Annotated in this window: 16 protein-coding genes and 2 tRNA genes; 9 read left to right on the plus strand and 9 right to left on the minus strand. The window is 46.1% G+C overall.

What is annotated here, in order from left to right; genetic code table 11:
- Nucleotides 1–49 precede the first annotated feature (49 nt).
- From ACE3MZ_RS07615 to ACE3MZ_RS07655, 9 genes are all read right to left on the minus strand, one after another.
- The gene (locus ACE3MZ_RS07615) at nucleotides 50–2,194 is read right to left on the minus strand and encodes a serine hydrolase domain-containing protein (protein WP_411345851.1); all 2,145 of its coding nucleotides are present in this window, start codon (nucleotides 2,192–2,194) and stop codon (nucleotides 50–52) included.
- Between the two features lie 184 nt (nucleotides 2,195–2,378).
- Complete coding sequence (locus ACE3MZ_RS07620; RefSeq protein ID WP_411345852.1) at nucleotides 2,379–3,671, minus strand: GHKL domain-containing protein; 1,293 nt, start codon at nucleotides 3,669–3,671, stop codon at nucleotides 2,379–2,381.
- 16 nt (nucleotides 3,672–3,687) lie between these two features.
- Complete coding sequence (locus ACE3MZ_RS07625; RefSeq protein WP_411345853.1) at nucleotides 3,688–4,428, minus strand: LytR/AlgR family response regulator transcription factor; 741 nt, start codon at nucleotides 4,426–4,428, stop codon at nucleotides 3,688–3,690.
- Between the two features lie 331 nt (nucleotides 4,429–4,759).
- A tRNA-Leu gene (locus ACE3MZ_RS07630) sits at nucleotides 4,760–4,843 on the minus strand.
- A gap of 232 nt (nucleotides 4,844–5,075) precedes the next feature.
- Entirely contained in the window at nucleotides 5,076–6,050 is a 975-nt protein-coding gene (locus tag ACE3MZ_RS07635) for an ABC transporter substrate-binding protein (protein ID WP_411345854.1), read from the minus strand.
- 418 nt (nucleotides 6,051–6,468) lie between these two features.
- Nucleotides 6,469–7,017 carry a phage tail protein gene (locus ACE3MZ_RS07640; RefSeq protein WP_411345855.1) on the minus strand — a complete coding sequence of 183 codons (549 nt, stop codon included), beginning with the start codon at nucleotides 7,015–7,017 and terminating at the stop codon, nucleotides 6,469–6,471.
- An 89-nt stretch (nucleotides 7,018–7,106) separates the two neighbouring features.
- On the minus strand, nucleotides 7,107–7,625 hold the full coding sequence (locus ACE3MZ_RS07645; protein WP_411345856.1) for a phage tail protein: 519 nt from the start codon (nucleotides 7,623–7,625) through the stop codon (nucleotides 7,107–7,109).
- Nucleotides 7,626–7,651: 26 nt separating this feature from the next.
- On the minus strand, nucleotides 7,652–8,173 hold the full coding sequence (locus tag ACE3MZ_RS07650; RefSeq protein WP_411345857.1) for a phage tail protein: 522 nt from the start codon (nucleotides 8,171–8,173) through the stop codon (nucleotides 7,652–7,654).
- A 40-nt stretch (nucleotides 8,174–8,213) separates the two neighbouring features.
- Nucleotides 8,214–8,702 (minus strand): GNAT family N-acetyltransferase, encoded by a 489-nt coding sequence (locus tag ACE3MZ_RS07655; RefSeq protein ID WP_411345858.1) that lies wholly within the window; start codon nucleotides 8,700–8,702, stop codon nucleotides 8,214–8,216.
- A 200-nt stretch (nucleotides 8,703–8,902) separates the two neighbouring features.
- On the opposite strand from ACE3MZ_RS07655, the gene ACE3MZ_RS07660 reads away from it, so the two are divergent.
- From ACE3MZ_RS07660 to ACE3MZ_RS07700, 9 genes are all read left to right on the plus strand, one after another.
- Nucleotides 8,903–14,458, plus strand: coding sequence for a cadherin-like beta sandwich domain-containing protein (locus ACE3MZ_RS07660; protein WP_411345859.1), 5,556 nt, complete (start codon nucleotides 8,903–8,905; stop codon nucleotides 14,456–14,458).
- Between the two features lie 388 nt (nucleotides 14,459–14,846).
- Nucleotides 14,847–14,919: transfer RNA gene (locus ACE3MZ_RS07665), tRNA-Ala, on the plus strand.
- A gap of 500 nt (nucleotides 14,920–15,419) precedes the next feature.
- On the plus strand, nucleotides 15,420–16,256 hold the full coding sequence (gene licT / locus ACE3MZ_RS07670; protein WP_411345860.1) for a BglG family transcription antiterminator LicT: 837 nt from the start codon (nucleotides 15,420–15,422) through the stop codon (nucleotides 16,254–16,256).
- A 126-nt stretch (nucleotides 16,257–16,382) separates the two neighbouring features.
- A complete protein-coding gene (locus tag ACE3MZ_RS07675; protein ID WP_411345861.1) occupies nucleotides 16,383–18,287 on the plus strand; it encodes a beta-glucoside-specific PTS transporter subunit IIABC in 1,905 nt (634 codons plus the stop codon).
- Nucleotides 18,288–18,570: 283 nt separating this feature from the next.
- Nucleotides 18,571–20,049: a glycoside hydrolase family 1 protein gene (locus tag ACE3MZ_RS07680; protein ID WP_411345862.1), complete on the plus strand. Its 1,479-nt coding sequence runs from the start codon at nucleotides 18,571–18,573 to the stop codon at nucleotides 20,047–20,049.
- Between the two features lie 252 nt (nucleotides 20,050–20,301).
- Nucleotides 20,302–22,092 (plus strand): phosphatase PAP2 family protein, encoded by a 1,791-nt coding sequence (locus ACE3MZ_RS07685; protein ID WP_411345863.1) that lies wholly within the window; start codon nucleotides 20,302–20,304, stop codon nucleotides 22,090–22,092.
- 189 nt (nucleotides 22,093–22,281) lie between these two features.
- Nucleotides 22,282–22,641, plus strand: a complete 360-nt coding sequence (locus ACE3MZ_RS07690; protein ID WP_411345864.1) for a hypothetical protein — start codon at nucleotides 22,282–22,284, stop codon at nucleotides 22,639–22,641.
- A gap of 195 nt (nucleotides 22,642–22,836) precedes the next feature.
- A complete protein-coding gene (locus tag ACE3MZ_RS07695) occupies nucleotides 22,837–23,673 on the plus strand; it encodes a VOC family protein (RefSeq protein ID WP_411345865.1) in 837 nt (278 codons plus the stop codon).
- A gap of 511 nt (nucleotides 23,674–24,184) precedes the next feature.
- Complete coding sequence (locus ACE3MZ_RS07700) at nucleotides 24,185–26,350, plus strand: AAA family ATPase (protein ID WP_411345866.1); 2,166 nt, start codon at nucleotides 24,185–24,187, stop codon at nucleotides 26,348–26,350.
- Nucleotides 26,351–26,472 lie beyond the last annotated feature (122 nt).

Genomic DNA, 26,472 nt, shown 5'->3' on the forward strand with positions numbered 1-26,472 from the left:
GCAATAGAGAGTTGCATACGATTTGAGGACATATACAACCGTATAAACGTTATTGTTTGATCTGTAATTTGAAAACGGCATTGGCGGAGGCACCTAATACGATTTTGCCGCCTTCCGGCAAGGTTACTTGTTTGTTGCCACTATTGATGGACGAGTAATACAATTGTCCGTCCGCTGTGTATACAACGAATCCGCCTTTGGTTGGGATATCGACACTAAGCTTTTTGCCAGCAGTGTCTTTGCCAATATTGAACCATGTAGCTACATGATCAGCTGGCAGCGTTACAACGGAAGAAGCCTTGTCTGGCAGTGTATCGATGTTGTCCTCGTTAATGTACGATTGTGTGGTCGATTTGACGTACTCTTTCTTTTGCTTGGTGTAGAATTCAAGATCAAAGGTATCGCGACCGTTCATCACTGGAATTTGCAAAGTATTCACACTGTGATTGCTGTCCACGATTTTGGTTGCCATCGCATAGCTTTTGCTGTTATCGAGCGTGATCGTTTTGGTCAATACCGACGGAGCGCTGTAAAAGACCGATTGAATCAATTCATCGACATTGTAATACGTTTTGCCATCGCGTTTCGCCCATGCTTGTTGAACCGATTTGTCGAGTTTTTGCACAGGTAGCTTTTGTCCGATATACATGACCATATGCGATTGGCTGAGGTTTGGCAGATTGAGATAGCCATCCAGCTTCATATACGTCAATCCATTGGTTTGCTTCTCAAAGCTCACGGTAGCCGAGCCGTCTTCGCTGCGGAATTTGCCTTTGCCAGCGTAGATATAATCCTGTTCTGGCACAAGCCCAGACATTTGTGCGGCAACATGCAGTTTGTTATTGCTGAATGCGACGTTGAATGTTTCACCAGTTACGGCATATAGACCAGCGTATTGCTTCATTTCCGCAGGCATTGCTACCGTACTAGCAGGCTTGTCGATCTGTTGATCAGGCAGGATTTTTTTGATGCTGCCTTTTTCTTGTAACAGATCCAGCATCACAGTAGTGGCATACGCCTGATCAAATATCGACGAACCACCAGCCGAAGTGACTGCCATACTCAATCGCTCGCCCGGAATCGTAACGAGGGAAGAGTGATACAGAATCGTATCGCCGCCTTTGGTCATTGCTTTCAGACCATACCGGTCAAATGGAGAGAGATTCATCGCATCCCAGCCAAGCCCATAGTTGAAAATATTAGACGTTTCCGGCACCCAGATGCCGTTGCGATATTGTGGTTTTGCCATCTCGTCGGTCGCTTCTTTGGACAGAATATCCGTACGTTGACCAGTCAATACTTCGGCAAAACGAACAATGTCTTCAGCGCTGGCATACAATCCACCGGTGCCGAGCATATTCGTATTTTCCACTGGTAAGGCATTCACACTGTCCGGTGAACTGTACGTTTTTACCAATTTTTTGCGGTCAAATGCATCCAACGGAGTTGCGGTCGATTGTAGATTGAGCGGCTCGCTAAATTTCTCGCGGACAAACTGGCTGTACGGCATCCCGCCGACTTGCTCGACCAGCTTCTCTAGCATCTGGAAGCTATCATTGGAATAGACGGAGAATGCACCTGGATTGGCTTTTAGCTTTTCCGTTTTCATATTGTCCAGTAGGCTATCATAGTTGATCGTATTGTTGTCGTTGAACATGATACTGTTGCCATAATGACTGCCATAAAAGCCGGATGAATGATCCATCAGCATACGTGGTGTAATTTGGCGATAACGCTCATCCGCCATACTGAAGTTCGGCAGGTATTGGATCAGTGGCTTGTCGATATCGATTTTGCCTTCGTCTGCTAGTAGCATCGTAGCAGCAGTCACATACATTTTGCTAGTGGAGCCGATACCGAACATGTCGGTGCTCGTGATTTTCTGTTTGCTTTTGCGGTCATTTACGCCCGCACTGCCGGATAATACAATCTGACCATGATCCATAATCGCATATTGCATTCCGCTCATCCCATATTGCTCCAGCATGCTGTTTGCTAGCTTCTGTGCACGAGCTTGTAATGCTGCGGAAGGCTGTGCTGCTTTGTTAGTGCTAGTAGCTGTGGTAGATACTGCCGTCTGCGCCGCCGTAGTAGTGGAAGCCGTGGATGTCGCTGCTCCCGCAGGTGTTACGGTAGTCAGTAGCAGACCGCTGAGCAGGACGGAACTCATGATGCGCTGAGTAGAACGTTTCATTGGTATTCCCCTTTTCGTTATGAAGTATGATGGTTTCTCTTGAACACATCCTCAGCATAACTGCAAAGCGGACAGTAGAGTAGAAGATGGGCTGAAACGACCATCAGCACCCCTGAACGACACATTTGGGTAGCAATATGAACGTACATGAATATAAGGATACAACTCTATTGCATCGTTATGATCAGACATCATAAAAAGGCAGTACAACCATATGATCCACCTGCTTATTGTGAAACTCCATCGTCATATGACCGCCATACTTCTCGCAAATTCGCGAAATATTCGTCAAGCCCAGACCGTGATATCCATCTTGGCGCTTACTACTATCCCAATCCTCAATCTGACGATCGGTATGATTGGCAATATGGATGTACAACGCCGATTCGCTGGAATGAATCTTGATCGACAGATGACGATCTTCCGCAAGACGCACCTGTTTGCTTGCTTCTATCGCATTATCGAGCAAATTGCCAAGTACAATACACAGATCATATCGCTCGATGTGCAGCTCCGGCGTATGCAATCGCAACCGGGTATCGGTGCGGACTCCGTTGGATTTGGCAATGCTGAGTGTGTTGCTGACCAGTGCATCAATGACTAGATTGCCCGTATTGACGCGGTGATACGTTTCTTCAACTTTGCCTAGTGTAATGCGGATATGCTCCAGCGCTGCTTGTGGTTCTTGACGGCGTACACATTCTTCGATATAGAGCATATGCTGATTCGTATCGTGAATGATGCGCTTGATATCCTTAAACGCATGAACGGTTTTCTCATAATTGGCATCCTGATAATCCATTTGTCGCTGTAAGTCGCTATTCTGTCCAATTAGCCGAAACCGTTCCATCAGCGTATTGAATAGGTACACGATAAATACATTTAAAAAAAGCAATCCCAACACGGATACAACATAATATCCATTGCGAATGCTGTACATATACTGCATGTTGATCTGCCATACAGATAATAAAGGGATGATCAAAAATAGCAAATAGTATCGTTGTGGCAGTGGGTAATTGCGGCGATGTGCCAGTAAACGAATGAGTTGTACTAGCATTAACATGACTAAGAATGAGAATACAATGAGTTTGAATGAACCGACATAATTGCTACGGATGACCTCGTATGGTGTCTCGACAGAATACGAGAAGAGATCGAAAAATATCTCCACTCCCAGCGCATTCACAATCGTCTGCAATACCAGATAAACAAAGGTAAACAATAACAATGTCCCTACAGGCGCACGGTAAGACAAGGACATGGACAGAATCATCAAGACCGCAATGAGCGAAGACCATGTGGTAGGTAGATTGATCAGATAATAAACCAAGTACAGCAGGATAAAAGCGATCACATAGAGATAGGTGTGCGGTCGACGATGGTTGCTTCCAATCACTACATCAAAATACAGGCGTGTCAGCCATGCAGTAGGCAAGCCAAACAACAGAATCAATAACAAATAATAGATATACATCCATCACACCTCCATTTCAGTCCAGCTCCATAATCATGAATCGGGTACATGCATCCTTCACTTCCTTCACCCGAGAGCGACCGATGGGCAGCTGCAAGCCGTTCGACATGTATACTTCATTTCCAGCAAATTTACGTGCATGCCGCATATTTATAATCGCTGAACGATGAATTTGCAAAAAGTGATGCTCACGCAGCGAAGTCGCATATGTCGCCAGAATGCCGCGACTTTCATGCACATCGGTCGTCGTAATGAAGCGCAGTCGATTTTTGAGTGTTAAACTTTTGACCGCTTCAATCGCAATCAGTTCTTCATGTCGGATCACGATCTCATCATAACCGGACTTGACCACCAGCCATTTGTGCTCTTGTGCTTGCCAGTGGCGATGCAGCGACAATAGCACTTCATCGAACCGTTCCTGCTGCACCGGCTTGATCAAATAATGAAACGTAATCACATCAAAGCTATCCACCATATATTGCGGATACGCCGTTAGGAAAATAATCTGCTCATCCCGATGATTCCATGCTCGCAGCTGCCGCGCTGTCTCAATCCCGCTGCGCCCCGGCATCTCTACATCCAGAATCCATGCGTGAAAGGAAGGAAGCTGCTGTTCATAATGTGCCAACAGTGCATCCCCGCTATGAAAAACCGTAATTTCAAATTCAATATCCGTCCGCACGGATAAGGCGGTCAGCATATGCTGTACATGATCGCGTTGCTGCTCAGAATCGTCGCAAATGGCTATTCGGTACATTTTCAGAACTCCCATCTATCTGGATAGTATACGTATGCTTCACTGACATTCTAGGTAGAAATAAGAACGGTCGTATCTGTTCTATGCCTCATGTGTAGTTGACTTACAAGAAGTAGCATAAGAACCTTTTTTATTTCAGCGATCCAGAGAGCTTTTATCGTACAAGCGACTCTCGTTTAGTGTACCATGCGAATCGTTCGCCATAAGATACATACGGCTGAAATGCACAAAAACAACCTTGAACGTTCTTTTCATACATCAGCATATAAATGGACATACAAAAAAGACCCGCAATTGCCGGAGCAATTACGGGTCGTGCGTATAATAGGTATGCGGTCGAGAGGACTCGAACCTCCACGGGGGTAAGCCCACACGGACCTGAACCGTGCGCGTCTGCCAATTCCGCCACGACCGCAAATACTATGTAACTTCCTGCCTTCGTGATGATGGTTCATGGTGTGAGATAGGAAGTGGTGAAAGAATCACCGTAATTAAGAGTATACATCGCGGCAAAAAAGAATGCAAGCTGTTTTTTGCGAACACAGCTTGCATTTTTTTTTGCAAATACAGCTTGCATATGGAATACCGATTTCATACGAATTCATAACTATTGTACTGTGCGACTGTACCATCGTCATGCAATGCTATTACTTTTTGGTTAACATTGTTTGCATCGTTTCAATCGCATACGTTTTGGCAGGTGGTGTATCGTTGAAAAAGCCCGGATCAACGATATACACATGCTTCTCCTGTACAGCTTTCAATCCGCTCCATTGCGAACCATTTGCCGTAGCTGCCATTCGTTTATTTAATGCTTCTACCGTATCGTCTTTGATACCAGTAGATATAAACAGATAATCTGGATTGAGCTGTTGCAGCTGTGCGATTGTAACTGGAGTGGAAGCAGCGCTCGTATTGATACCTGTCGGTGCTTTGAGTGCCATATCCTGATACAATACCGAACCGACACCTTGCTGCGTACTGCCAAAGATTGTCATAACATCATTTTGTACTTGTATAGCTGATACTGTACCGGAACCGATGACCGGAGCAATCGCTGACTTGGCAGCATTGGAAACTTTCTGGTAGGCATTCATGTACTGTCTGGCAGCGGTGTCGCGATCCAGAAACGTGCTGTACATGTACAGCTCACTACGCCAGTCCAGCGTTGGATCGATATACACAGTCGGTGCAATCTTGGTCAGCGCATCATAGGTTGCGCGATCGCCGTTATCGGTGAAAATGATATCCGGTTTGGAGCCGGACAATGCGCTTGGATCAAGCGATCCGTCTGCTGTTTCGATCACTGTCAGACTTTCTTGTTGTTCCTGCTCGGTGTAAGCAGGGAATGTATAACTGCCACCAGCCGGTTTGGCTGCCAATGATACCTGAGCATCCAACGCATTTAAATAATCCATCGCAAACTGATCTGTTACTGCGATGCGTTTAGGCGAAATCGGCACATTGACCATCTGTCCAAACGAATCCCGCACCGGCATTACTTTTATCCCATTTGGATTGAAAATATCCGCCCGTGTTTCTTTCGGTTGCCCGCAAGCAGTTAGAAAAACAAGAACCATCAGCAGTCCAAGTCCTGCTCTGGCAAGAGCTTTGTGTTTCAAAGTATCCGCCTCTTTTCCCAATGTATCGGTATGTCCGAATCGGATCATGCTCAATTTCATTCGCGAAAACAGATCCCAAATGAGAAGAAAACTGCATGATCGCCCTCCGGTTTGTTATGAAAAAATACCCAATATCATTATTATACCAGTACTCGCAGAACGGAAGTCAACGCAATGTTCTAACTGTCACCGGCTTGTCACACAGTGGGGAGAATGGAGTGAGGAAATGTAAAGATTGGCATAGCGAAGAGGTATATTACGCGCTGTACATGGATACAGCAAAAAACCTTTATCGGAGTCATTGAAGTTGATATACCCTCTCAATGTCGATAAAGGTTTTGCTAAGTCAGTAGTTTACTACATATATGGAATATGCAATCAAGATAGGTGATGAATCCGTTTTGAGTTAAAAAATGTATTAAGGACGCATAGGGTACTCACCGTTATAACAAATAATGAAATTAAGTGCCAGGTAAGGCTGCATATTGTTATGAGCTTGACCGCTACCAACAGGTTGTATAATCGTGGGATCCATAGCTGTGGTAGAACCAGCTGGTCCATATACATTGATCTGTGATTGAGACGGACCTACTTTTGGAGACTGTGACCACAAAGCGCCGTTTGGCGAAGTCACATTACCAGGCGTTGCTCTTCCTTGCGGATTATGTGTATGAGAAGGGATTTGCAATGGGGTTAATGTTACCGTTTCTGTTCCCGTTTTACTTCCCAGCGTCCGATTGGTCAATGTTGGATTAGCGCCTGTCCCTTGATGAATCGGTATATTGCCTTGCAAGTTAGGTAATTTAAATACGGATGAACTGGAAGGCGTACCATACGTATTGAGAACAATAGTATACAGCTGCTGATAGCTATTGATACTAAGTTCTTGCCCCTGACAAAAAAACCAGTTTTGCGGAGCGAAGTTTCCGGCAAATATACGAATTTCACCTACAAACGGATCAGCCATAATTGTATACCTCCATAAGTGATAGAATCATTGGTTTTGTAACGTAGATATATCTCTATGCTCATTTGCTTGGACGACAAACCATAATATCAAGAACGAGAAGGAAAAATACCAACTGTTGCAATACAAATCGTCAATCCAAGGAAAGGTTGCATATTGTTATGCCCTGTACTAGAGCCTGTAATAGCTAGTGCTTCTGTAGCTAGTGTAGTTGCGGTTGAACTGGCGCGCGGTTTATAGACATTGGGGGTAGGAACAGCCCAAGAGCTTCCGGTTGGTGTTTTGGAAGAGGCGGTTGCAGAAGAAGCAGATACTGTGTGAGTATGACTAGGGATTTCATTGACAGTCAACGTATGAGCAGCTTCGCCTGCTTTTTGTCCCCATGTATAGGCGATGCCAGAAGTGGAAGTTCCTACTGCAAGTGGAACTTGTCCCTGTAGATCAGGTAAGCCAAATGTATTTCTTCCATCTCCACCGAATGTTGTACCTAGTAATGCAAACAATGCTGTGTTTTGACTAATTGACAACAATTGTCCATTACAGGCCATCCATCCTCTAGGAATAAAACCATACGTGAAAATACGAAGCTCGCCCAAAAACGGATCCATAACATACTCCTCCTTTAAAATAAAAATTAAGGTCTTGGCGGGAATGTTCCTTGACTTACATTGATGATAAAAGAAATTGTGAGGGAAGGCATCATATTGTCATGTAATTGACTACCTCCAACGGAGGAGATTGCAGATGGATCCATTACGCTTGGAGCTATCGCCGCTGCATTGGAGTAAAGGTTTGTAGATGTTGTAGCCCAGGTGTTACCAGCTGGATTTGCAGATGTAGCAGGATCCGAAGTGGCTATTACTGGATGTGTATGAGAAGGAAGTTCACCTGTTTGTAAGGTGACTGTTTCTGTGCCTGATTTTTGACCTAACGTATATGTGTTGCCTGCATATGTTCCGATATGAAGAGGAACCCGACCACGCAAATCGGGTAAACCAAACGTAGTACGTCCATCTCCACCATAAGTAGTACCGATCAGCGAGAAGAGTGCTTCATTACCAGCGATATTCAATAGTTGACCATTGCAAAAAGCCCAGTTTTCCGGTGCATACGTACCTGCAAACATTCGAATTTCTCCTGTGAATGCCTCGCTCATTCTATTCACTCCTGGCTTTTGAATTTAGTAAACTCTTGTCTTAATTAGTGAGTTGTGTAAATGAAAGAGAATTCGGTAGCCATTGCATGGATAAATATACAGAGTCTTGTTGATAAACATAAAATCCCATTCGTTCATATAATCGTTTTGCTGCATTATTCAGTGCAACATGAAGACGAAGAGGAACGTTTTGCTGAGAAGCGTCGCTTTGCAATTGTTTTAAAAGAAGTGTACCAATACCGAGATTGCGGAAAGATGGGGAGATCAAAATATCGATGATGTGTATTTCCTGAAGTGTGTCATTCGTGACGAGTGAACCGACAGGTTCATTGTTGTGCATAATAATAAAATGCTTCATACCGGGGAAAGTTTGAAGATAACTTTGATTTCTGGCATTCCATTGCATAGAAATAATGCTGTTTTTAAGAGAAGGTTCCAAGTGATCCAGACCAAGTTCTGCTATTTTCTGAGATGCAAACAATTCGAATAAAAAGCTCGCATCTTGCTCTGTTGCGGCTTTTACATTCATCTGTTTATCTCTCCTTTCCGTAGGATAAACTCATTCTAATCAAAAATTCAAAAATATTCCACTAGTTACAAAATATATTTTTTGAAAACATATTCTTTTTTTAGCAAAAATAACTTATCTTATATGTAAGCTTATTTTCTAAGTCGTTGTTTGTAGTATTTTGAAGCATTACTGATCGATTAGGAAGGGGTATGGCATTGGTGAAGACAAAGAATCTCAGACAGAAAAAAATGGTATGTGTTTTGCTTGTCTTTGTACTCGTTTTTACATCATTCGGATTGATTGGTAATCAATCGGCATCTGCTGCAACAACATGGTCCTCAGCAACATCAAATACAACGAATCCTATTTATAAAGTCGCTTATGGGAATGGAATGTGGGTAGGCGCCGCTGCTAGTGGAAAAGTAGTAACGTCTACTGATGCGTCTACATGGACCGAACGAACAGTCGATTCGAGTTTTACGGATACGTTTCTAAATATCACCTACGGCGGCGGAAAATGGGTTGTTGTGGGTAGTCAGAGTCGTGTATATACATCAACAGATGCTATTACTTGGACTCGAAGTACGATTACTACAAGTTCAGTTATTAATTTTAGTGGTGTCGTGTATGCTAATTCTACCTATGTGATTGCAGCCAACGAGGGTAATATTTATTATTCCTCTGATGCGACAACATGGACGAATGTGAAACCGGCTACAGAGGATTTGCTCGGAATTGCATACGGCAATAGTCTGTTCGTAGCCGTAGGTAATAATGGTGTCGCCTATACATCGCCGGATGCAGCTACATGGACGAGTAGAGGACCTATTGCCAGCGGTAATAATTTGTACGCTGTGCGATATTTGAATGGATCCTTTTACGCAACCAGTGACGGATTAATAGCAACTTCTACTAACGGTACAAGTTGGACTACGCAGTCGATCAGTGCTTCTTCTGGAGTACCTTTATATGATATTAGTTATAGCAATAGTAAGTATGTCATCGTTGGCGGAGCAGTATCTTCAAGCGGTCTAATCCTTGTATCGTCTAACGCAACCTCATGGACTACTGAAGCATCAAATACCGATCTGGATTTATATGGTATAGCTACCAATGATAATTTATTTGTCATCGTAGGAAGTTCGTCAGGAAGTGCGGGAGTCATACGAACGCAGGCTATAACAGTTTCCACTGATGCAACCCTCAGTAATCTCGCCATCAACCAAGGTGCACTAAACCCAACCTTCGCTTCTGGTACAACCAGCTACTCAGCAAGTGTTGATTATGGTGTAACCAGCATCAATGTAACCCCAACCGCCAATCAGGCGAATGCCACAATCAAAGTCAACGGTACAACGACCACGAGTGGAAGCGCTCAAGCTGTATCACTCAGCGTGGGCAGCAATTCCATTCCAGTTGTTGTCACCGCTCAGGATGGCAGTACGACCAAAACCTACACAATCAACGTGACGCGTGCAGCGGCTTCAACCGATGCGACGCTCAGCGCTCTCACTATTAATCAAGGAACACTCACTCCAACCTTTGCTTCTGGAACAACGAGCTATTCGGCGACCGTTGATTATACGGTAACTAGCATCAACGTAACCCCAACCGCCAATCAGGCAAATGCCACAATCAAAGTGAACGGCACTACGACCACGAGCGGAAGTGCACAGGCAGTTTCTCTGTCGGTGGGCAGCAACTCCATTCCAGTTGTAGTTACGGCGCAAGATGGAAGCACGACCCAAACGTACACGATCACGGTCACACGCGCTTCCGCGAGTACAAACGCGAATTTGAGCAATTTTACAATTAGTGCAGGTACGTTGACGCCTACATTTGACGCAGGTACAACCAGCTACACGGCAAGTGTAACCAATGCAACAACAAGCATCACGGTAACGCCGACCACCTCCAGCACGAATGCTACGGTAACAGTTAACGGAACAACCGTTACGAGCGGTAGTGCATCCAGCTCTATTCCGCTAGCAAGTGGTAACAATACAATTAGTACGGTAGTTACAGCACAAGATGGATCAACGACCAAAACCTACACATTAACGGTCACACGCGCCACTGCGCCAAGCACAGATGCGACGCTCAACAATTTGGCTGTGAATCAGGGCAGTCTCACTCCGACATTTGCATCGGGAACGACTAGTTATAACGTCAGTGTCGCTTATAACGTAACCAGTATCAGCATCACGCCAACCGTGAATCAGGGAAATGCAACGGTAACCGTGAACGGCTCTACAACCACGAGCGGAAGTGCGCATGCAGTCAATATCAGCGTTGGTAGCAATTCGATTCCGGTCGTCGTGACCGCGCAGGATGGATCCACCACCAAAACGTATACGATTACGGTGACGCGTGCCGCAGCAAGTACAGATGCTACTCTCAGCGGTCTGGCAGTGAACCAGGGCACCTTGGCGCCAACGTTTGCGTCCAATACAGTGAACTATTCCGTCAATGTAGTTAACAGCGTATCCAGCATTAACATTACGCCAACCGTCAATCAGGCAAATGCGACGGTAACAGTAAATGGATCCTCGACAACAAGCGGAAGTGCGCAAAGTGTACCGCTGGCAGTTGGTAGCAACTCTGTACCGATTATTGTCACAGCGCAGGATGGATCAACGACCAAGACGTATACGATCATCGTAACGCGTGCGGCAAGTGCCAATGCCACCTTGAGCGCTCTATCAATCAGCGCGGGCACCTTAGCACCGACCTTTAGCTCAACGACAACGAATTACTCGTCCAATGTAACCAATTCGACGACCAGTACGACCATTACACCAACATCGTCAGACAGCAACGCGACGATTACGGTAAATGGTACCGCAACGACGAGCGGTAGCAGTTCAAGCAGCATTCCACTCGCTGTAGGTACTAATACTGTGCAGGTAGCCGTTACCGCGCAGGATGGTAACACAACCAAAACGTATACGATTAGCATCACGAGAGCAGCCAGTTCCAATGCGAATCTGAGCGGTCTGACGATTAGTGCAGGTACACTGTCACCAGTGTTCGCATCAGGCACAACCAGCTATACAGCTACCGTTGAGAATGGAACAACTGGTCTGACTGTAACGCCGACCGTAGCAGACAATAATGCTACAGTTACTGTTAATGGCAACAGCGTGAATAGTGGAACGTCATCCGGCAATATTACACTGAGTACTGGCACGAATACGATTACGGTCGTCGTAACGGCGCAAAATTCGGCTACCCAAACGTACACGATTCAAATTACACGTTTGCAGAATCCGAATTTGAGTAATTTGACGATTAGTGCAGGCACACTGTCACCGACCTTTGACACAAATCAAACGCTATATTCGGCAACCGTTGAATATGCGTCATCCAGTATTCAAATAACCCCAACCACAGTCGCAACACCGCAGACACTGACGGTTGCCGGTACTAGTACAACAAGCGGCAGCGCAGTAACGATTCCTTTGTCTGTAGGAAGCAATACGATTCCTGTTGTTATTACGATGTCAGACGGAGCTACCCAAACGTACAGCATCAAAGTAGAACGCAATGACATCACAGATGCAGATGCCGTTAGCCAAACGTATGACGCGTTACAAATCGGCTATGCAACGGGAGATAGCAGCAATTCCGTCACCCAAAATCTGAATCTGCTGCTTAATGGGGACCATGCAACGATGATCTCATGGGTTAGCAGCAACCCAGATGTGATCCAGAACGATGGTACAGTTACCCGACCTTCCTATCCAAGTTCGGATGCAACCGTCACACTCAATGCTCTGATTCAGAAAGGCTCATCGCTGAAAGTCAAAACATTTACCGTTCTCGTCAAAGCATTGGCGATTACTGATCAACAGGCGGTCGATGAAGATACAGCAGCATTGCAAGTCCAGTATGCACCGGGAGATAGTGCTGCCTTTGTAACGCAAAATGTAGGACTGTCCACCACAGGCAGTAACAATACAACGATCACTTGGGATTCAAGCAATACGCAAAGAATTAGCAATAACGGTACGGTGACTCGTAGCACGTATAATGAAGGAGATCAGACCGTTCGTCTGACTGTCAAAGTTACTCGTGGCAGTGCAGTGAACAGCAAAACATTCGATCTGACAGTCAAAGCGAAATCCGCTTCCAGTCTGGCAGATTTGAAAGCATTGACTGTGAATGGTGTGACACTTAGCCCTGCTTTTGATCCACAGATTACGAATTACGCTATGACGGTAAACAATTCCGTTAATAGCGTGACGGTAACAGCTTCCGTATACAGCCCGGATGCGAAGATCACGATCAATGGCAATGCGCTGGCAGATGGTGGAACTTCCGATCCTATTACACTATCCGTTGGAACGAATGTCATCACCATTGTCGTAACAGCGCAAAATGGTACAACCGAAACGTACACCATTACGATCAAACGCGACAAAAAATCCGATTCCAGCAGCGGTAGCAGCGGCGGCAATAGCTCCGGCGGTTCCGATACTGGCACAAATACTGGTGGCGGTACAGGTACTGGCGGAACGACTCCACCAACGCCAAACGATTTTGAGATTATCGTTAATGGACGCCAAATTGAACAAATCGCCACAGGTACACTCAATCAACAAAGCGGTCAAGCTGTATTCACCGCTACGGTCGATACCGACAAGCTGGGAACCTTACTGGCGAATGAAGGCAATGCACCACAAGTAATCATTCCGGTGCGTGCAAGCGCAGATCAGATCAATACCGTACTGACTGGCGAAGCGGTACAGATTCTGGCTGGTGCACAAGCAACACTGCGCATCGAAACTGGTCTTGGTAACTATACTTTGCCATCTTCGCAATTGCGCGTACAGCAACTGGCAGGGGAATTGGGCGGCAATGCCAATCCCGATCAGCTAAACGTGAATATCGCGATTACCCGCAGTACAGATGCGGTAACGACGGCATTTACCAATCGTGCAAGCCGCGATAACTTTACCGTCGTACAACCGCCGGTGGATTTCACAATTACCGCGTCCTTGAACGGACAGACGTCGGCAGTTAGTGAGTTTACCACGTATGTGAAACGCGAACTGCCGATTCCGTCAGATTACGATCCCAATCGCATCACTACAGCGATTGTCGTAGATGAGCAGGGCAATATCCATCACGTCCCGACCGCTGTTTCCCAACAAGGCGAGCAATATTATGCGGTTGTGAACAGCTTGACCAACAGTAACTACGGCTTGATCTGGAATCCAAAAGAATTCGCAGATGTCGCCAATCACTGGTCGAAGACGGCGGTAAATGATATGGCTTCGCGTCTGGTCGTAAACGGCGTGGACAGCACACATTTCAATCCGAATAGCAACGTGACCAGAGCGGAGTTTGCAGCAATTCTAGTACGAGCACTCGGTCTGTCGGATACAGGCACTACGTCCAAATTTACCGATGTGCAATCATCTGATTGGTATATGGGTGCCGTAGCGACAGCAACCAAATACAATTTGATCACTGGTTATGAAAATGGCACATTCCGTCCGACCCAAACGATTTCTCGTCAGGAAGCATTCGTTGTTCTGCAACGGGCGATGGATATCGTGAAGCTGCAACAGAACACCGGCAGCGCTACACTGAGCGCTTATACCGATCAGAGCAAAGTCGCTTCCTGGGCACAGTCGGCAACACAGGCAGCCTTGTCTTCTGGAGTCGTTCAGGGAAATGGCAAACTGCTGAATCCCACTGGGCAAATGAGTAGAGCGGAGACAGCTACTGTGATGCAGCGCTTGCTGAAACTAGCGAAGTTGATCTAAGCAGCATAGTTGAGACGAATGAGAGTGGTCGCATTTTGTAGTTTGTAGTTGAATGTGGTTTGAGCATGATTGATTTGAATGTAGTTGAAAAGAATGTGCTGACCGCTCGAATGGATTCTATTTATCACGGTTTACAATCAAAGTGAAGAAGCCTTTGGCATACAGGTAATTTTCTGTATAGCCAAAGGTTTCTTTATTTATTAATGCTACTAGCTGGATCATATATAGTAATGTAGTATGTTCTATGTAATAGAATATGTTCAATTGCGTGGAACGATTCACATTGATTATAGAGATACGATCCTATAGCTATAAAGGCAGTATTGACCGAGTTAAGAGCATGTGATATATTATAGAAGTTGATCAACAGTATAATAATTACATATGAGGGGCCTTAGCTCAGCTGGGAGAGCGCATCGCTGGCAGCGATGAGGTCAGGGGTTCGATCCCCCTAGGCTCCATACGATAAAACCAACATGTACAATGAATGTTGGTTTTTTATTTTGCCAAAATATGCCCTTATATTCCTATCCAATTTGTATCAAAAATCATATAACAATACCGAAAATCTCCATATAAAAAAATGTTACTTCAAAATAAAAGAAAGCGCTTGCCAAATGATTCAATCGGTGTTATTCTAACCTTGGGATTGTTACTGAAAAGGCAAAACCCAGTGCATGTACAGCTTGTTTGGAGCTATTTTACATGTGTTGGGTTTTGCCTTTTTCAATATCTAGTCCTGGCAGGCTGAGGATTCCATTCCCGCCCATTTCACAACGGAAAGAGTGATGTGCAGATACAGTTACATGATCTCATCATACGCTTGTATTGGACGCCAGGAAGATTGCATGACATGAATAATAAGGACCTTGCTGATCTTCATACTTCAAGCTGTAACTGAACGTTCGTCCGGCATCTGAGTCCTGATGTACACCTATACGGGATAAGGAGGGCAGCCTGGATGATTATCCAGAAAATTTTCAACAATAATGCCATCATTGCTAGTGATCCGGGCAAACGGGAATTTGTCGTTATGGGACGTGGAATCGCTTTTAAGAAGAGCGCCGGTGAGCCGGTAGACAAGAGCCTGATTGAGAAAATCTTCGTGCTGCAACAAAAGGAAGCCTCTGAGAAGTTCAAGCTACTACTGGAAGACGTACCGCCGGAATACATTTCCGTCTGCTACGACATTATCGAGTACGGCAAGAACAATCTGGAAGGCACATTGAGCGATTACATCTACGTGACGCTCACCGACCATATGAACAACGCACTGCGCATGTATGATGAAGGCATCTTCAATACGAACCCGCTCAGCTGGGAGATCCGGCGCTTTTATCCTAAAGAGTATCGGGTCGGTGTGAAGGCGCTGGAATTCATCGAATCGACTCTCGGCAAGAAGCTCCCGGAGGACGAAGCTGCCAACATTGCGCTTCATCTGGTCAACGCCGAACTGAACGGTTCAAGTAACAAGTTCAACAATGTCGCCGTTCAGGCGGAGAAAATTCAAGACATTCTCAACATTATCAAGTACACGTACAATATTGAACTGGATGAGCAGTCGATCAGCTACGAGCGATTCATTACGCATCTGAAATTCTTCTTTCAACGGCTGACACAGCCCCATAAACGGGTGCTGGAAGATGACTTCCTGCTTCGCCAGGTCAAAAGTAAATACAAACCCGCCTACCAGTGCATGCTGAAGGTGGAGAAATATCTCAATACCGAATTGACGGATGAGGAGAAGCTATACCTCACCATTCATATTCAGCGAATCACCAACGATACAACTGAATAAAATCATTGGATTGTTACTGGTAATGCAGGCGAAACCAACACGAGACGCTGTAAGGGTCATGCCCTTATAGAAGATCTGTTTGGTTTCGCCTTTTTATATGGAACTTCATTCAGGGAGGAATATACGATGAAATACGAACAACTCGCAAAGGATATTATCCAAAATGTCGGCGGCAAAGAAAATGTAAACAGTCTCGCTCACTGTATCACCCGCCTGCGCTTCAAACTGAAAGACGAAAGCAAAGCCAACACCGATGTACTCAAAAATATGGATGGCGTTGTAACTGTGATCCAAAGTGGCGGACAATACCAAGTCGTCATCGGCAACCATGTGCCTGACGTATATGCAGATGTGAATGCAGTCGGTGGTTTTGGTGGTGAGAGTTCTACAAATGTAAGCGATTCCGGCGAGAAAGTGAGTCTGTTCAACCGTTTCATCGATATGATCTCTGGCGTATTCGCACCAACACTGGGCGTACTGGCAGCGACTGGTATGATCAAAGGTTTGACTGCACTGTTCGTATCGCTCGGCTGGCTGGTGAACACATCCGGTACGTATATTATTTTAAATGCCATTGGTGACTGTCTGTTCTACTTCTTCCCGATCTTCCTCGGCTACACGTCGGCGAAGAAATTCAATGCCAACATATTTATCGGTATGGCGATTGGTGCGGCGCTTGTGTACCCAACGTTGACCGCAGTCACTGCTGGCGATCCACTATATACGCTGTTTACCGGTACACCGTTTGAGTCACCGGTTCATATTACATTCCTAGGTATTCCCGTCATTCTGATGACATATTCATCCAGCGTTATTCCAATCATTTTGTCGACGTATCTCGGTTCCAAAATTGAAGCATTTTTCAAACGCATCATTCCAAGTGTTGTTCGTACGTTCATGGTTCCGTTCTGCACGCTGTTGATTACGATTCCACTGGCATTCATCATTATCGGTCCAATCGCAACATGGGCAGGTCACCTGATCGGTGCAGGCTTCCTGGCGATCTACAACCTGAGTCCAATTGTAGCTGGTCTGCTGCTGGGCGCGTTCTGGCAAGTGTTCGTTATCTTCGGTCTGCACTGGGGCTTCGTGCCAATCGCGATCAACAACTTGACCAGCCTCGGTTACGATCCGATTCTGGCTGGTATGTTCGGCGCATCGTTCGCACAAACAGGTGTTGTACTCGCTATTCTGATCAAAGCAAAAAGCACCAAACTCAAATCATTGTCGATTCCAGCATTCATTTCCGGTATCTTCGGTGTTACAGAACCAGCGATTTACGGTATTACCTTACCGCGTAAACGTCCATTCGTACTGAGCTGTATTGCAGGTGCTATCGGTGGTGCGATCATCGGTGTAATGGGTACGAAAGCATATATTATCGGTGGTCTCGGTGTATTCGGTATCCCATCCTATATCGGTCCGAACGGTTTCGATTCCGGTTTCTATGGCGCCCTGATCGGTATGGTTGTCAGCTTCATCTTCGGTTTCGTGTTCATGTTCTTCACTAAACTGACAGACGACGCACCAGACGATGCTGCCAAAACGAATGTACAAACAACCGAAGTACTCGTAAAACAAGAAACAGTATTCAGCCCGCTGAAAGGCGATGTTATCGCTCTGTCTCAAGTAAAAGACGAAGCATTCTCCACTGGCGCACTGGGTAAAGGTATTGCAATTGAGCCAATCGAAGGCAAAGTATATTCTCCGGTAGATGGCGTACTGACATCGCTGTTCTCTTCCGGTCACGCAATCGGTATTACGAGCAACAACGGTGTCGATATTCTGATCCACGTCGGTCAAGACACCGTCAAATTGAAAGGTAAATTCTTCACCCCGCATGTCAAACAAGGCGATACTGTCAAACAAGGTGATCTGCTGATGGAGTTTGATGTCGCAGAGATCAAAGCAGCCGGTTATGTGCTGACAACTCCGATCATTATCTCTAACTCCGGCAACTATCTGGATGTAATCGAAACGGAGAAAAAATCGGTGAGTTATCAAGAGGATCTGCTGACGGTTGTGATCTAATCGAACGCATTCAACGTTATCCTTTCATCCAACGATTGAATCAAATCAAACGCATCAAATCGTCTATATGGCGAATCTATAGCAGCATAACTATACAATAAAACCAGCTATGTATCGTGGTGTATGACAGCATAATCGTCATGCATCACGATCATTGCTTTGCCTATCTGCATCATGAATAGACACAGTATACATTGCGGATCAGATCGGTATGTGATCCGGCATACCTCATTACGATACTTACCGCTATCTTCTATTACCATACAACCAAGGAGGAATTTGTATGAACACATTTGTGAAGAAGTTTCCTGAGAATTTCCTATGGGGCGGAGCGACCGCAGCCAACCAGCTGGAAGGCGGTTATAACGAAGCAGGCAAAGGACTGAGCACATCGGATATGCTGACTGCAGGCACGCACACGACGCGTCGCCGGGTTACATTGGAACAAGAAGTTGGTAGCAACTATCCAAGTCATGAGGCGATTGATTATTATCATCGTTATGCGGAAGATATTGCACTGTTCGGTGAGATGGGCTTTAAAGTATTCCGTATGTCTATCGCTTGGTCGCGTATTTTCCCGAATGGCGATGATACGGAGCCGAATGAAGAAGGTTTGCAATTTTATGATCGTGTCTTCGCTGAATTGAAAAAGCACAATATCGAACCACTGGTCACGATTAGCCACTATGAAGCTCCGTTTGCACTGGCGAAAACGTACAACGGCTGGACGAATCGCCAGTTGGTGGATTTCTATGTTCGTTACTGTGAAACATTGTTCAACCGGTACAAAGACACTGTGAAATACTGGCTGACTTTTAACGAGATCAATATTCTCACGATGCCATTTGGCTCGTTTCTTGCTGGAGCGATTCCGCCGGAGCAAAGTGAAGAACTGGGTGCTGGACCGGATGATGAGCAGAAGCGATATCAGGCGCTGCATCATCAGTTTATCGCAAGTGCCAAAGCGGTCAAGCTCGGTCATGAGATCAACCCGGATTTTCAAATTGGTTGTATGATCGCTTATCTCTGTTCATATCCGCTGACAGCGAACCCGGACGATGTGCTACTCGCTCAGCAAAAGGACAATCTGACTAACTTCCTATGCTCAGATGTACAGGTGCGTGGTGCATATCCTGGCTTTGCGAAGCGGTATTTTGCCGAGCAGGGATTGAATATTGTGATGGAAGCAGGCGACGAGCAGATTCTGCGTGACGGTCGTGTGGACTTTTACACATGCAGCTATTATTCATCCACCTGCGTGAGTGCCGATCCAGAGCAAGAGCAGATCGGTGGCAACTTGTCGATGGGTCTGAAAAATCCGTATCTCAAAGCAAGCGAGTGGGAGTGGCAGATCGATCCGCAAGGGCTGCGCTGGTCAATGAACAATATTTACAACCGATATGGCATTCCAATCATGGTGGTTGAAAATGGTCTTGGTGCAGTTGATACGGTCGAAGCGGACGGCTCCATTCATGATGCGTACCGAATCGATTATCTCAAGCAGCATATCGAAGCGATGAAAGAAGCGATTGCCGATGGAGTCGAGTTGGTCGGGTACACGCCTTGGGGCTGTATCGATCTGGTGAGTGCCGGAACAGGTGAGATGAAGAAACGCTACGGCTTCATCCATGTGGACAAAGATAACGATGGCAATGGTACATTGAACCGCTCTCGCAAGGATAGTTTCCACTGGTACAAACAAGTGATCGCTAGCAACGGCGAACAGCTCGACCCAGCAACGGTAGAAGCGCTGAAAGCTTGATTTCTATTGATTCTGTATTTATTGTAATACAGTAAGTATGTGTCATGAATGATGGCTGAGATGACTAACAAAGGATATGAAAAAAGCCGGATGGTGCGAGTCAGTCGCATCTTCCGGCTTTTTCTTTTCGACAAAATGTGATGAAAAATGGGACAGTTAACATTGTGCCAATCAACCCCCTGTATAGCGTTAACAAATCTGCCGTACGATGATCAAGGTACATCCATTCAGATATAGGGGGAATCATCCAGTATGAAATCATCTACATCCAACATTATGAAGCTTTCGCTCACTTTGTCCGTACTGGCAGGTGTGTTTGGCAGTACGTATGGCGGTACATATGTACATGCGGCGAATCAGCCATCCGATGTCAATCCGGTGAAGCCGGAATGGGGCTATTTTGTCGATACATATCAGAATAATATAAAGGACAAGCTGACTGTGGATAGCAATCCGGTCATTGGTACTTTGTCCGGGTTTAACAAGCTATGGGCACCGGGACAGAGCTGGGATTCCGGCACTAAGTTGAACGATTCTATTTTGAATATGAATATTCAGAAGGTGATCAATATCGCCAGTAAACGCACGGCTGCACAAGAGCAGCAGGCATATCTGGATGATCGCCGCAATCAGAGCTATAGCGTGATGGACGGGCTTGGCACGCTAACTGATATCTATCGTCAAGAAGCGGGCGCCACGACTACGATTACTGACGTCGCCGCAGATGCAACTAGTCAGAAGTATGACGATGAAGGCAACAATGCGGGCGACCCCAATTCCAGTCTAGGCAGCGTCGTTGGTCTAGTAAACAAGCTGCGTGGCGATTATTCATCCAGCAACCCGGCGAAAAGTTATTTCAGCTACAAGCGCCCATTCCGCTGGAGTCCAGAAGCATCGGTCATCCCGACATTAGTGCCACAGATCAAGTCCGATCCGTCCAGTGATGGCGGCTATCCGAGCGGACATACGAATGCGGCGTACTTGAGTGCGTTTGCGATGGCATATGCGATACCGGAGCGTTATCAGGAGCTGTTGACGAGAGCATCCGAGCTGGGGAATGACCGGATCGTTGCTGGAATGCATTCTCCATTCGATGTGATGGGTGGCAGAGTGATGGCAACGGCATTGGCAGCGGGGATTTTGAATGATCCGGCTAACAAGGAATTGAAGCAGGCAGCATACGCTCAAGCGCAAAAGGAATTGATGAACCAGACGGGTACTGCCAAGGATCGCTTCAGCAACTACAACACGAATAAGCAAGTGTATACCGAGCGTCTGACTTATGGCTTCCCGCAAGTAGCAGCAGCCAACAAACCTGTGTCCGTACCGAAAGGTGCCGAAGTATTGCTGGAAACGCGTCAACCGTATCTGGATGATACACAGCGTCGCTGGGTACTGGCGACAACCGGATTGGCTTCCGGCTATCCGGTGCTGGATGATCCAGAGGGCTGGGGGCGACTTAATCTGTTCGCCGCAGCTGATGGTTACGGAGCGTTTGTGCAGAACGTTACTGTGACGATGGATGCGTACAAAGGCGGTTTTTATCAAGAAGATAGTTGGCGCAATGCCATTTCCGGCAAAGGCGGTCTCATCAAAAAAGGTACAGGTACTCTGCATCTGACTGGTAAAAACAGCTATACTGGTACAACGACGCTGCTCGCCGGTACATTAGAAGGCGATCACGGCTATGCGTTTGGACGTGGCGATGTGCGTAATGAAGGCGGCACATTGGTTGAGAATGTCCAAGGCTGGATGGTCATCGGTGGAGATTATCAACAATCTGCCAAAGGTACATTGGAGCTGAATATCGGCAGCGCCTCCGATCTACTTAGTATCAATGGTACTGCCAGCTATGGCGGCAAGCTGAAGCTGAATTTTGCAAAAGGATACGTTCCGACAAACAATAGCAAAATCATTGTCAGCGATGCATCACCAAAGTATGGTAGGTTCACTTATATTCAAACAACAGGATTGCCAGCGGGCTACACAGTGAAGCCAGTATATAGCAATACAAGCGTGAAGCTACAAATTGTGAAGAAGTAAAACGAAAAGATAGAACAGAGCGCCAGTGCCAGCGTCTATACTACAATGATCATATACAATCCCCCTGCGAAGACATGTGCAATCTGGACTTCGCAGGGGGATCATTTGTGGAGTAAGCATGTTAGAATCATATAAACGAACTATGAAATGAGTAAATGAGCCATATCCTACATATCAGAGGGGGATTATATGGATTCTACAGTGCGTTATACACTAGAAAGTAATGGCACTACCTATGAAAATGACAGCCTGAACGGGTCACTATTCGTAGAATTGATCACCAATTTGGAGTTGCAGGATTACATCGTGCTAGAGCCATCTGAGCCGTTGCAAGGAAGCATCTATATGCAGACAGCTGCATTACAAGAGCAGGGACAGATGGTAGCTGAGATTCGTTTGCACGATGCGCAGACGAAACGTGGCTTCCGACATTACAGTTACACAACCGCAGATCCATCGGTTATTATTCAATATTTTCTGGATTACTGGGGTCGGCAGCAATTGCCGAATCTGGAAGACTGGCAGGATATTACGGATGAATTTAGCTAATGGAGAGAATAGAAAGACATTTGAATGTAGATATAAGATTTTACCGATGAAGGTGTCGTTGATTTGGATTTGGTTTATTATTGTATGAAATCGACTGCTTTTGTTGAGGGATAGATAATAGTATAGAATGAGCAGTCAGCAAGCTAATACGCAATAGAAGATGACGAGCAAACGTGAGAAGGTGAGGGATCAATCATGAGCGAACATAACGATAATCATGTAATATCTACATCAGGCAAGGCGGGACATCCGCTGCGCTGGGATCACACTGTTCATTATGTAAACAATCTCGACGAAGCCATTGATACGTTTCAGCAATATGGACTGCATGCCTTTCGCGGTGGATCTCATCCCAAATGGGGAACGTACAATGCGCTTAGTTATTTCGGGTTGGAATATGTTGAGTTTCTCGGTATTGAAGATCGCGATAAGGTACAGGCTGCTGATCCATCGCATGTAGTTGTGCGGGATGCGCTGACTGAATTGCCGGTATATCAGCGGTTTAGCCGAGTAGCTATACGAACCGATGATATTGATGCCGTGTGGCAATCGTTACAGCAGCATGAGCTACAAGTATCGGACATATTGGATGGCGAACGCCGTGATGCGTCCGGTCATTTGATTCAATGGCGTATGTTTATGATCGGCGGTGATTTTGAAGGGTTGCCGTATCCCTTTTTCATTCAATGGAGTGGGGATGATGAGCAGCGATTGGATCAATTAACCCGTACCGGTCTGGTAGCGCCACATCCTGCTGGTGACACGGAATTGCTGTCGGCTTTGTTCGGCGTAGTCAATCCAGAAGCTGCCGCTACTCACTGGCATGAGCTATTCGGACTGGAAAAGGAACAATCCGCACCGAATACACTGCGAATTGGCAAGCATTATTTTAGCTTTGTACAGGCAGTAGAGCCGGGCATCACCGCATTGACCTTCCGCACGAACGCCGAATCACTTCTAGCACGCGCGATCGAGATCGGCGGCGGGCAGTATCGGTTTATTGCATCCGAGGTAGAATTGGATAGCCTGTGATGGACGAAATGTTGTAGATGTACAAGCTGTACGTGAAATTATCATGCGAAAAGCCTCTATCGTTGTGGATAGAGGCTTTTGTGTGTGGTTATACATGTGGTGTATAGAGTTCTTGTGTATAGAGCTGTATTGTAGAAGGAATGAATTGTATGCAAATTTATTTTCGAAAACTATCTAGAATCTATTGACTTACACTACAGAAGAGTTATAATAGTCAAAGAAAGTCAAAGTCAGAACACATTGATCAAACGTCGAATTGACCTTTCCTGATCAATCAATGATCTAAGTTTGGATCATCGTTCTGCATTGTCGCAATATGATATGATTGCGCCCGCCGATCCTCACCGTGGCACAGTGTGAATATATCGTTGTTGTGCATGTCATGATAACAGCGAATACAGCATTCATCCAACCCGACGGACAGCGGTTCTATCCTTTTCGCATCATCCGGTGAATACCGGCTATCTCCCGTCTATGTACGGATTCTTATCTACGAAAGGGGCAAATCTTTATGCGTTGTCAACATTGTAATCAGAACGAAGCTACAGTAGGGCTTCAATTCACAATCAATCATACATCTGAGAAAATCGTTCTTTGTCAGGACTGCTATGCCAAAATGAACAGTGGTGTTCCATTCGCGGCAGGTTTTGGTCCTTCCAATCAAGGGATGTCGTCCATCGACGAATTATTCAAAAGTCTGTTGCAGCCTAACGCTCGTGCCAATGGCGCAGCATCCAATAACAATCCAGCACAAGGTCGCACGCAATCTTCTCACAATAGTGGTAACGGGTTACTGGATCAACTGGGACGCAATCTGAACGATGCCGCTCGCGATGGCAAAATCGATGCGGTGATCGGACGTGATGAAGAGATTGAACGTGTCATCGAAATTCTCAATCGTCGCAACAAAAACAATCCTGTGCTCATCGGTGAACCGGGCGTTGGTAAAACAGCCATCGCCGAAGGTCTGGCGCTGCGCATCACCGAGGGCAATGTCCCATCCAAGCTGCTGGGCAAAGAAGTGTATTCACTGGATGTCGCTTCACTTGTAGCTGGAACGGGTATTCGTGGACAGTTTGAAGAAAAGGTAAAACAATTGATCGCCGAGCTGCAACAGCGTGACAATATCCTGCTGTTTATCGATGAGATTCATCTGCTCGTCGGTGCTGGTTCTGCGGAAGGCTCAATGGATGCAGGCAATATTCTGAAACCAGTACTCGCTCGCGGTGATCTGCAAGTGATCGGTGCCACTACACTGAAGGAATACCGCCAGATTGAAAAAGACGCCGCACTGGAACGTCGTTTCCAACCGGTAATGGTAGATGAGCCAACCGTACAGGAGACCGTCGATATTTTGAAAGGGCTGCGTCCAAAATATGAGGAATTCCATGGGGTACGTTACTCTGATGAAGCGATTGCCGCTTGTGTACAGTTATCCCACCGCTATATTCAGGATCGTTTCCTGCCGGACAAAGCGATTGATCTGCTGGATGAGGCTGGAGCACGCTTGAATCTGAGAGCTTCCGTCGGTGACGATAGCCAGCTGCGTAGTCGTCTCGAACAGATTAAGGTTGAAAAAGAACAGGCGACTGCTGCTGAACAATATGAACGTGCTGCTGAACTGCGTGATCAGGAAGCGATTATACTGGAAAGTCTGAACAAAGGCATCAGCGCAGGCGAACCGGTGAATGTGCAAGTGGATGATATTCAGCAAATCGTAGAACGCAAAACGGGTATCCCGGTTGGCAAACTGCAACAGGACGAACAGAGCAAAATGAAAAATCTAGCTGCCCGTCTTGAACAGAAAGTCATCGGTCAGCAGGAAGCAGTGGAAAAGGTAGCAAAAGCGGTACGCCGCAGCCGCGCCGGATTGAGACAGCAACACAAACCGATTGCCTCGTTCCTGTTCGTCGGTCCAACTGGCGTCGGTAAAACGGAATTGTCCAAATCACTAGCAGAGGAGCTGTTCGGTCAGCAGGATGCGATGATCCGTCTCGATATGAGCGAATATATGGAGAAGCATTCCGTTTCCAAACTGATCGGTTCGCCTCCGGGCTATGTCGGTCATGATGAAGCTGGTCAACTGACTGAGCGTGTACGCCGCAATCCATACAGCATTATCCTGCTGGATGAGATCGAAAAAGCACACCCCGATGTCCAAAATATGTTCCTGCAAGTGCTAGACGATGGACGTTTGACTGACAGTCAGGGTCGCACCGTCAGCTTCAAGGATACAGTCATCATCATGACCTCAAACGCAGGCATGGCGGAGAAAAAAGTCACTGTCGGCTTCTCCGCACCAAAAGCTGATCAGACCCGTTCGATTCTTAGCTCGCTGGGTGCGTATTTCCGCCCTGAATTTCTGAACCGGTTTGACGCGATTATCCCATTCGTTGCGCTCAAAGCGGAAGATCTGATCCAGATTGTCGATCACATGCTCAATGATATTCAGACAACGCTGAGCGAACAGGGCATGACGCTTGATATTTCCGATGAAGCGAAACGCAAACTGTCCGAGCTTGGCTATGATCCTGCCTTTGGCGCACGTCCATTGCGTCGTGTTATTCAGCAGTATGTCGAAGATGGCATTACCGATCTGGTACTGGATGACGAGCAGGTAACTCATATTAATGTAACGGTCAACAATGACAGCATTCAGGTTACCAAAGCTGGTTAATGCAAGATTAGCCTACGATATACAAAGAAGCTTCCTATAAAATAACAAAAGCACCTTTCCGCCAACGCTTCCTGTATGGAAGACGAAGAGGAGAGGTGCTTTTTGTGATCATGAGATGCAGG

Origin of the sequence: Paenibacillus sp. WLX1005, assembly GCF_046603685.1 — a bacterium.
Taxonomy (GTDB): Bacteria; Bacillota; Bacilli; order Paenibacillales; family Paenibacillaceae; genus Saccharibacillus.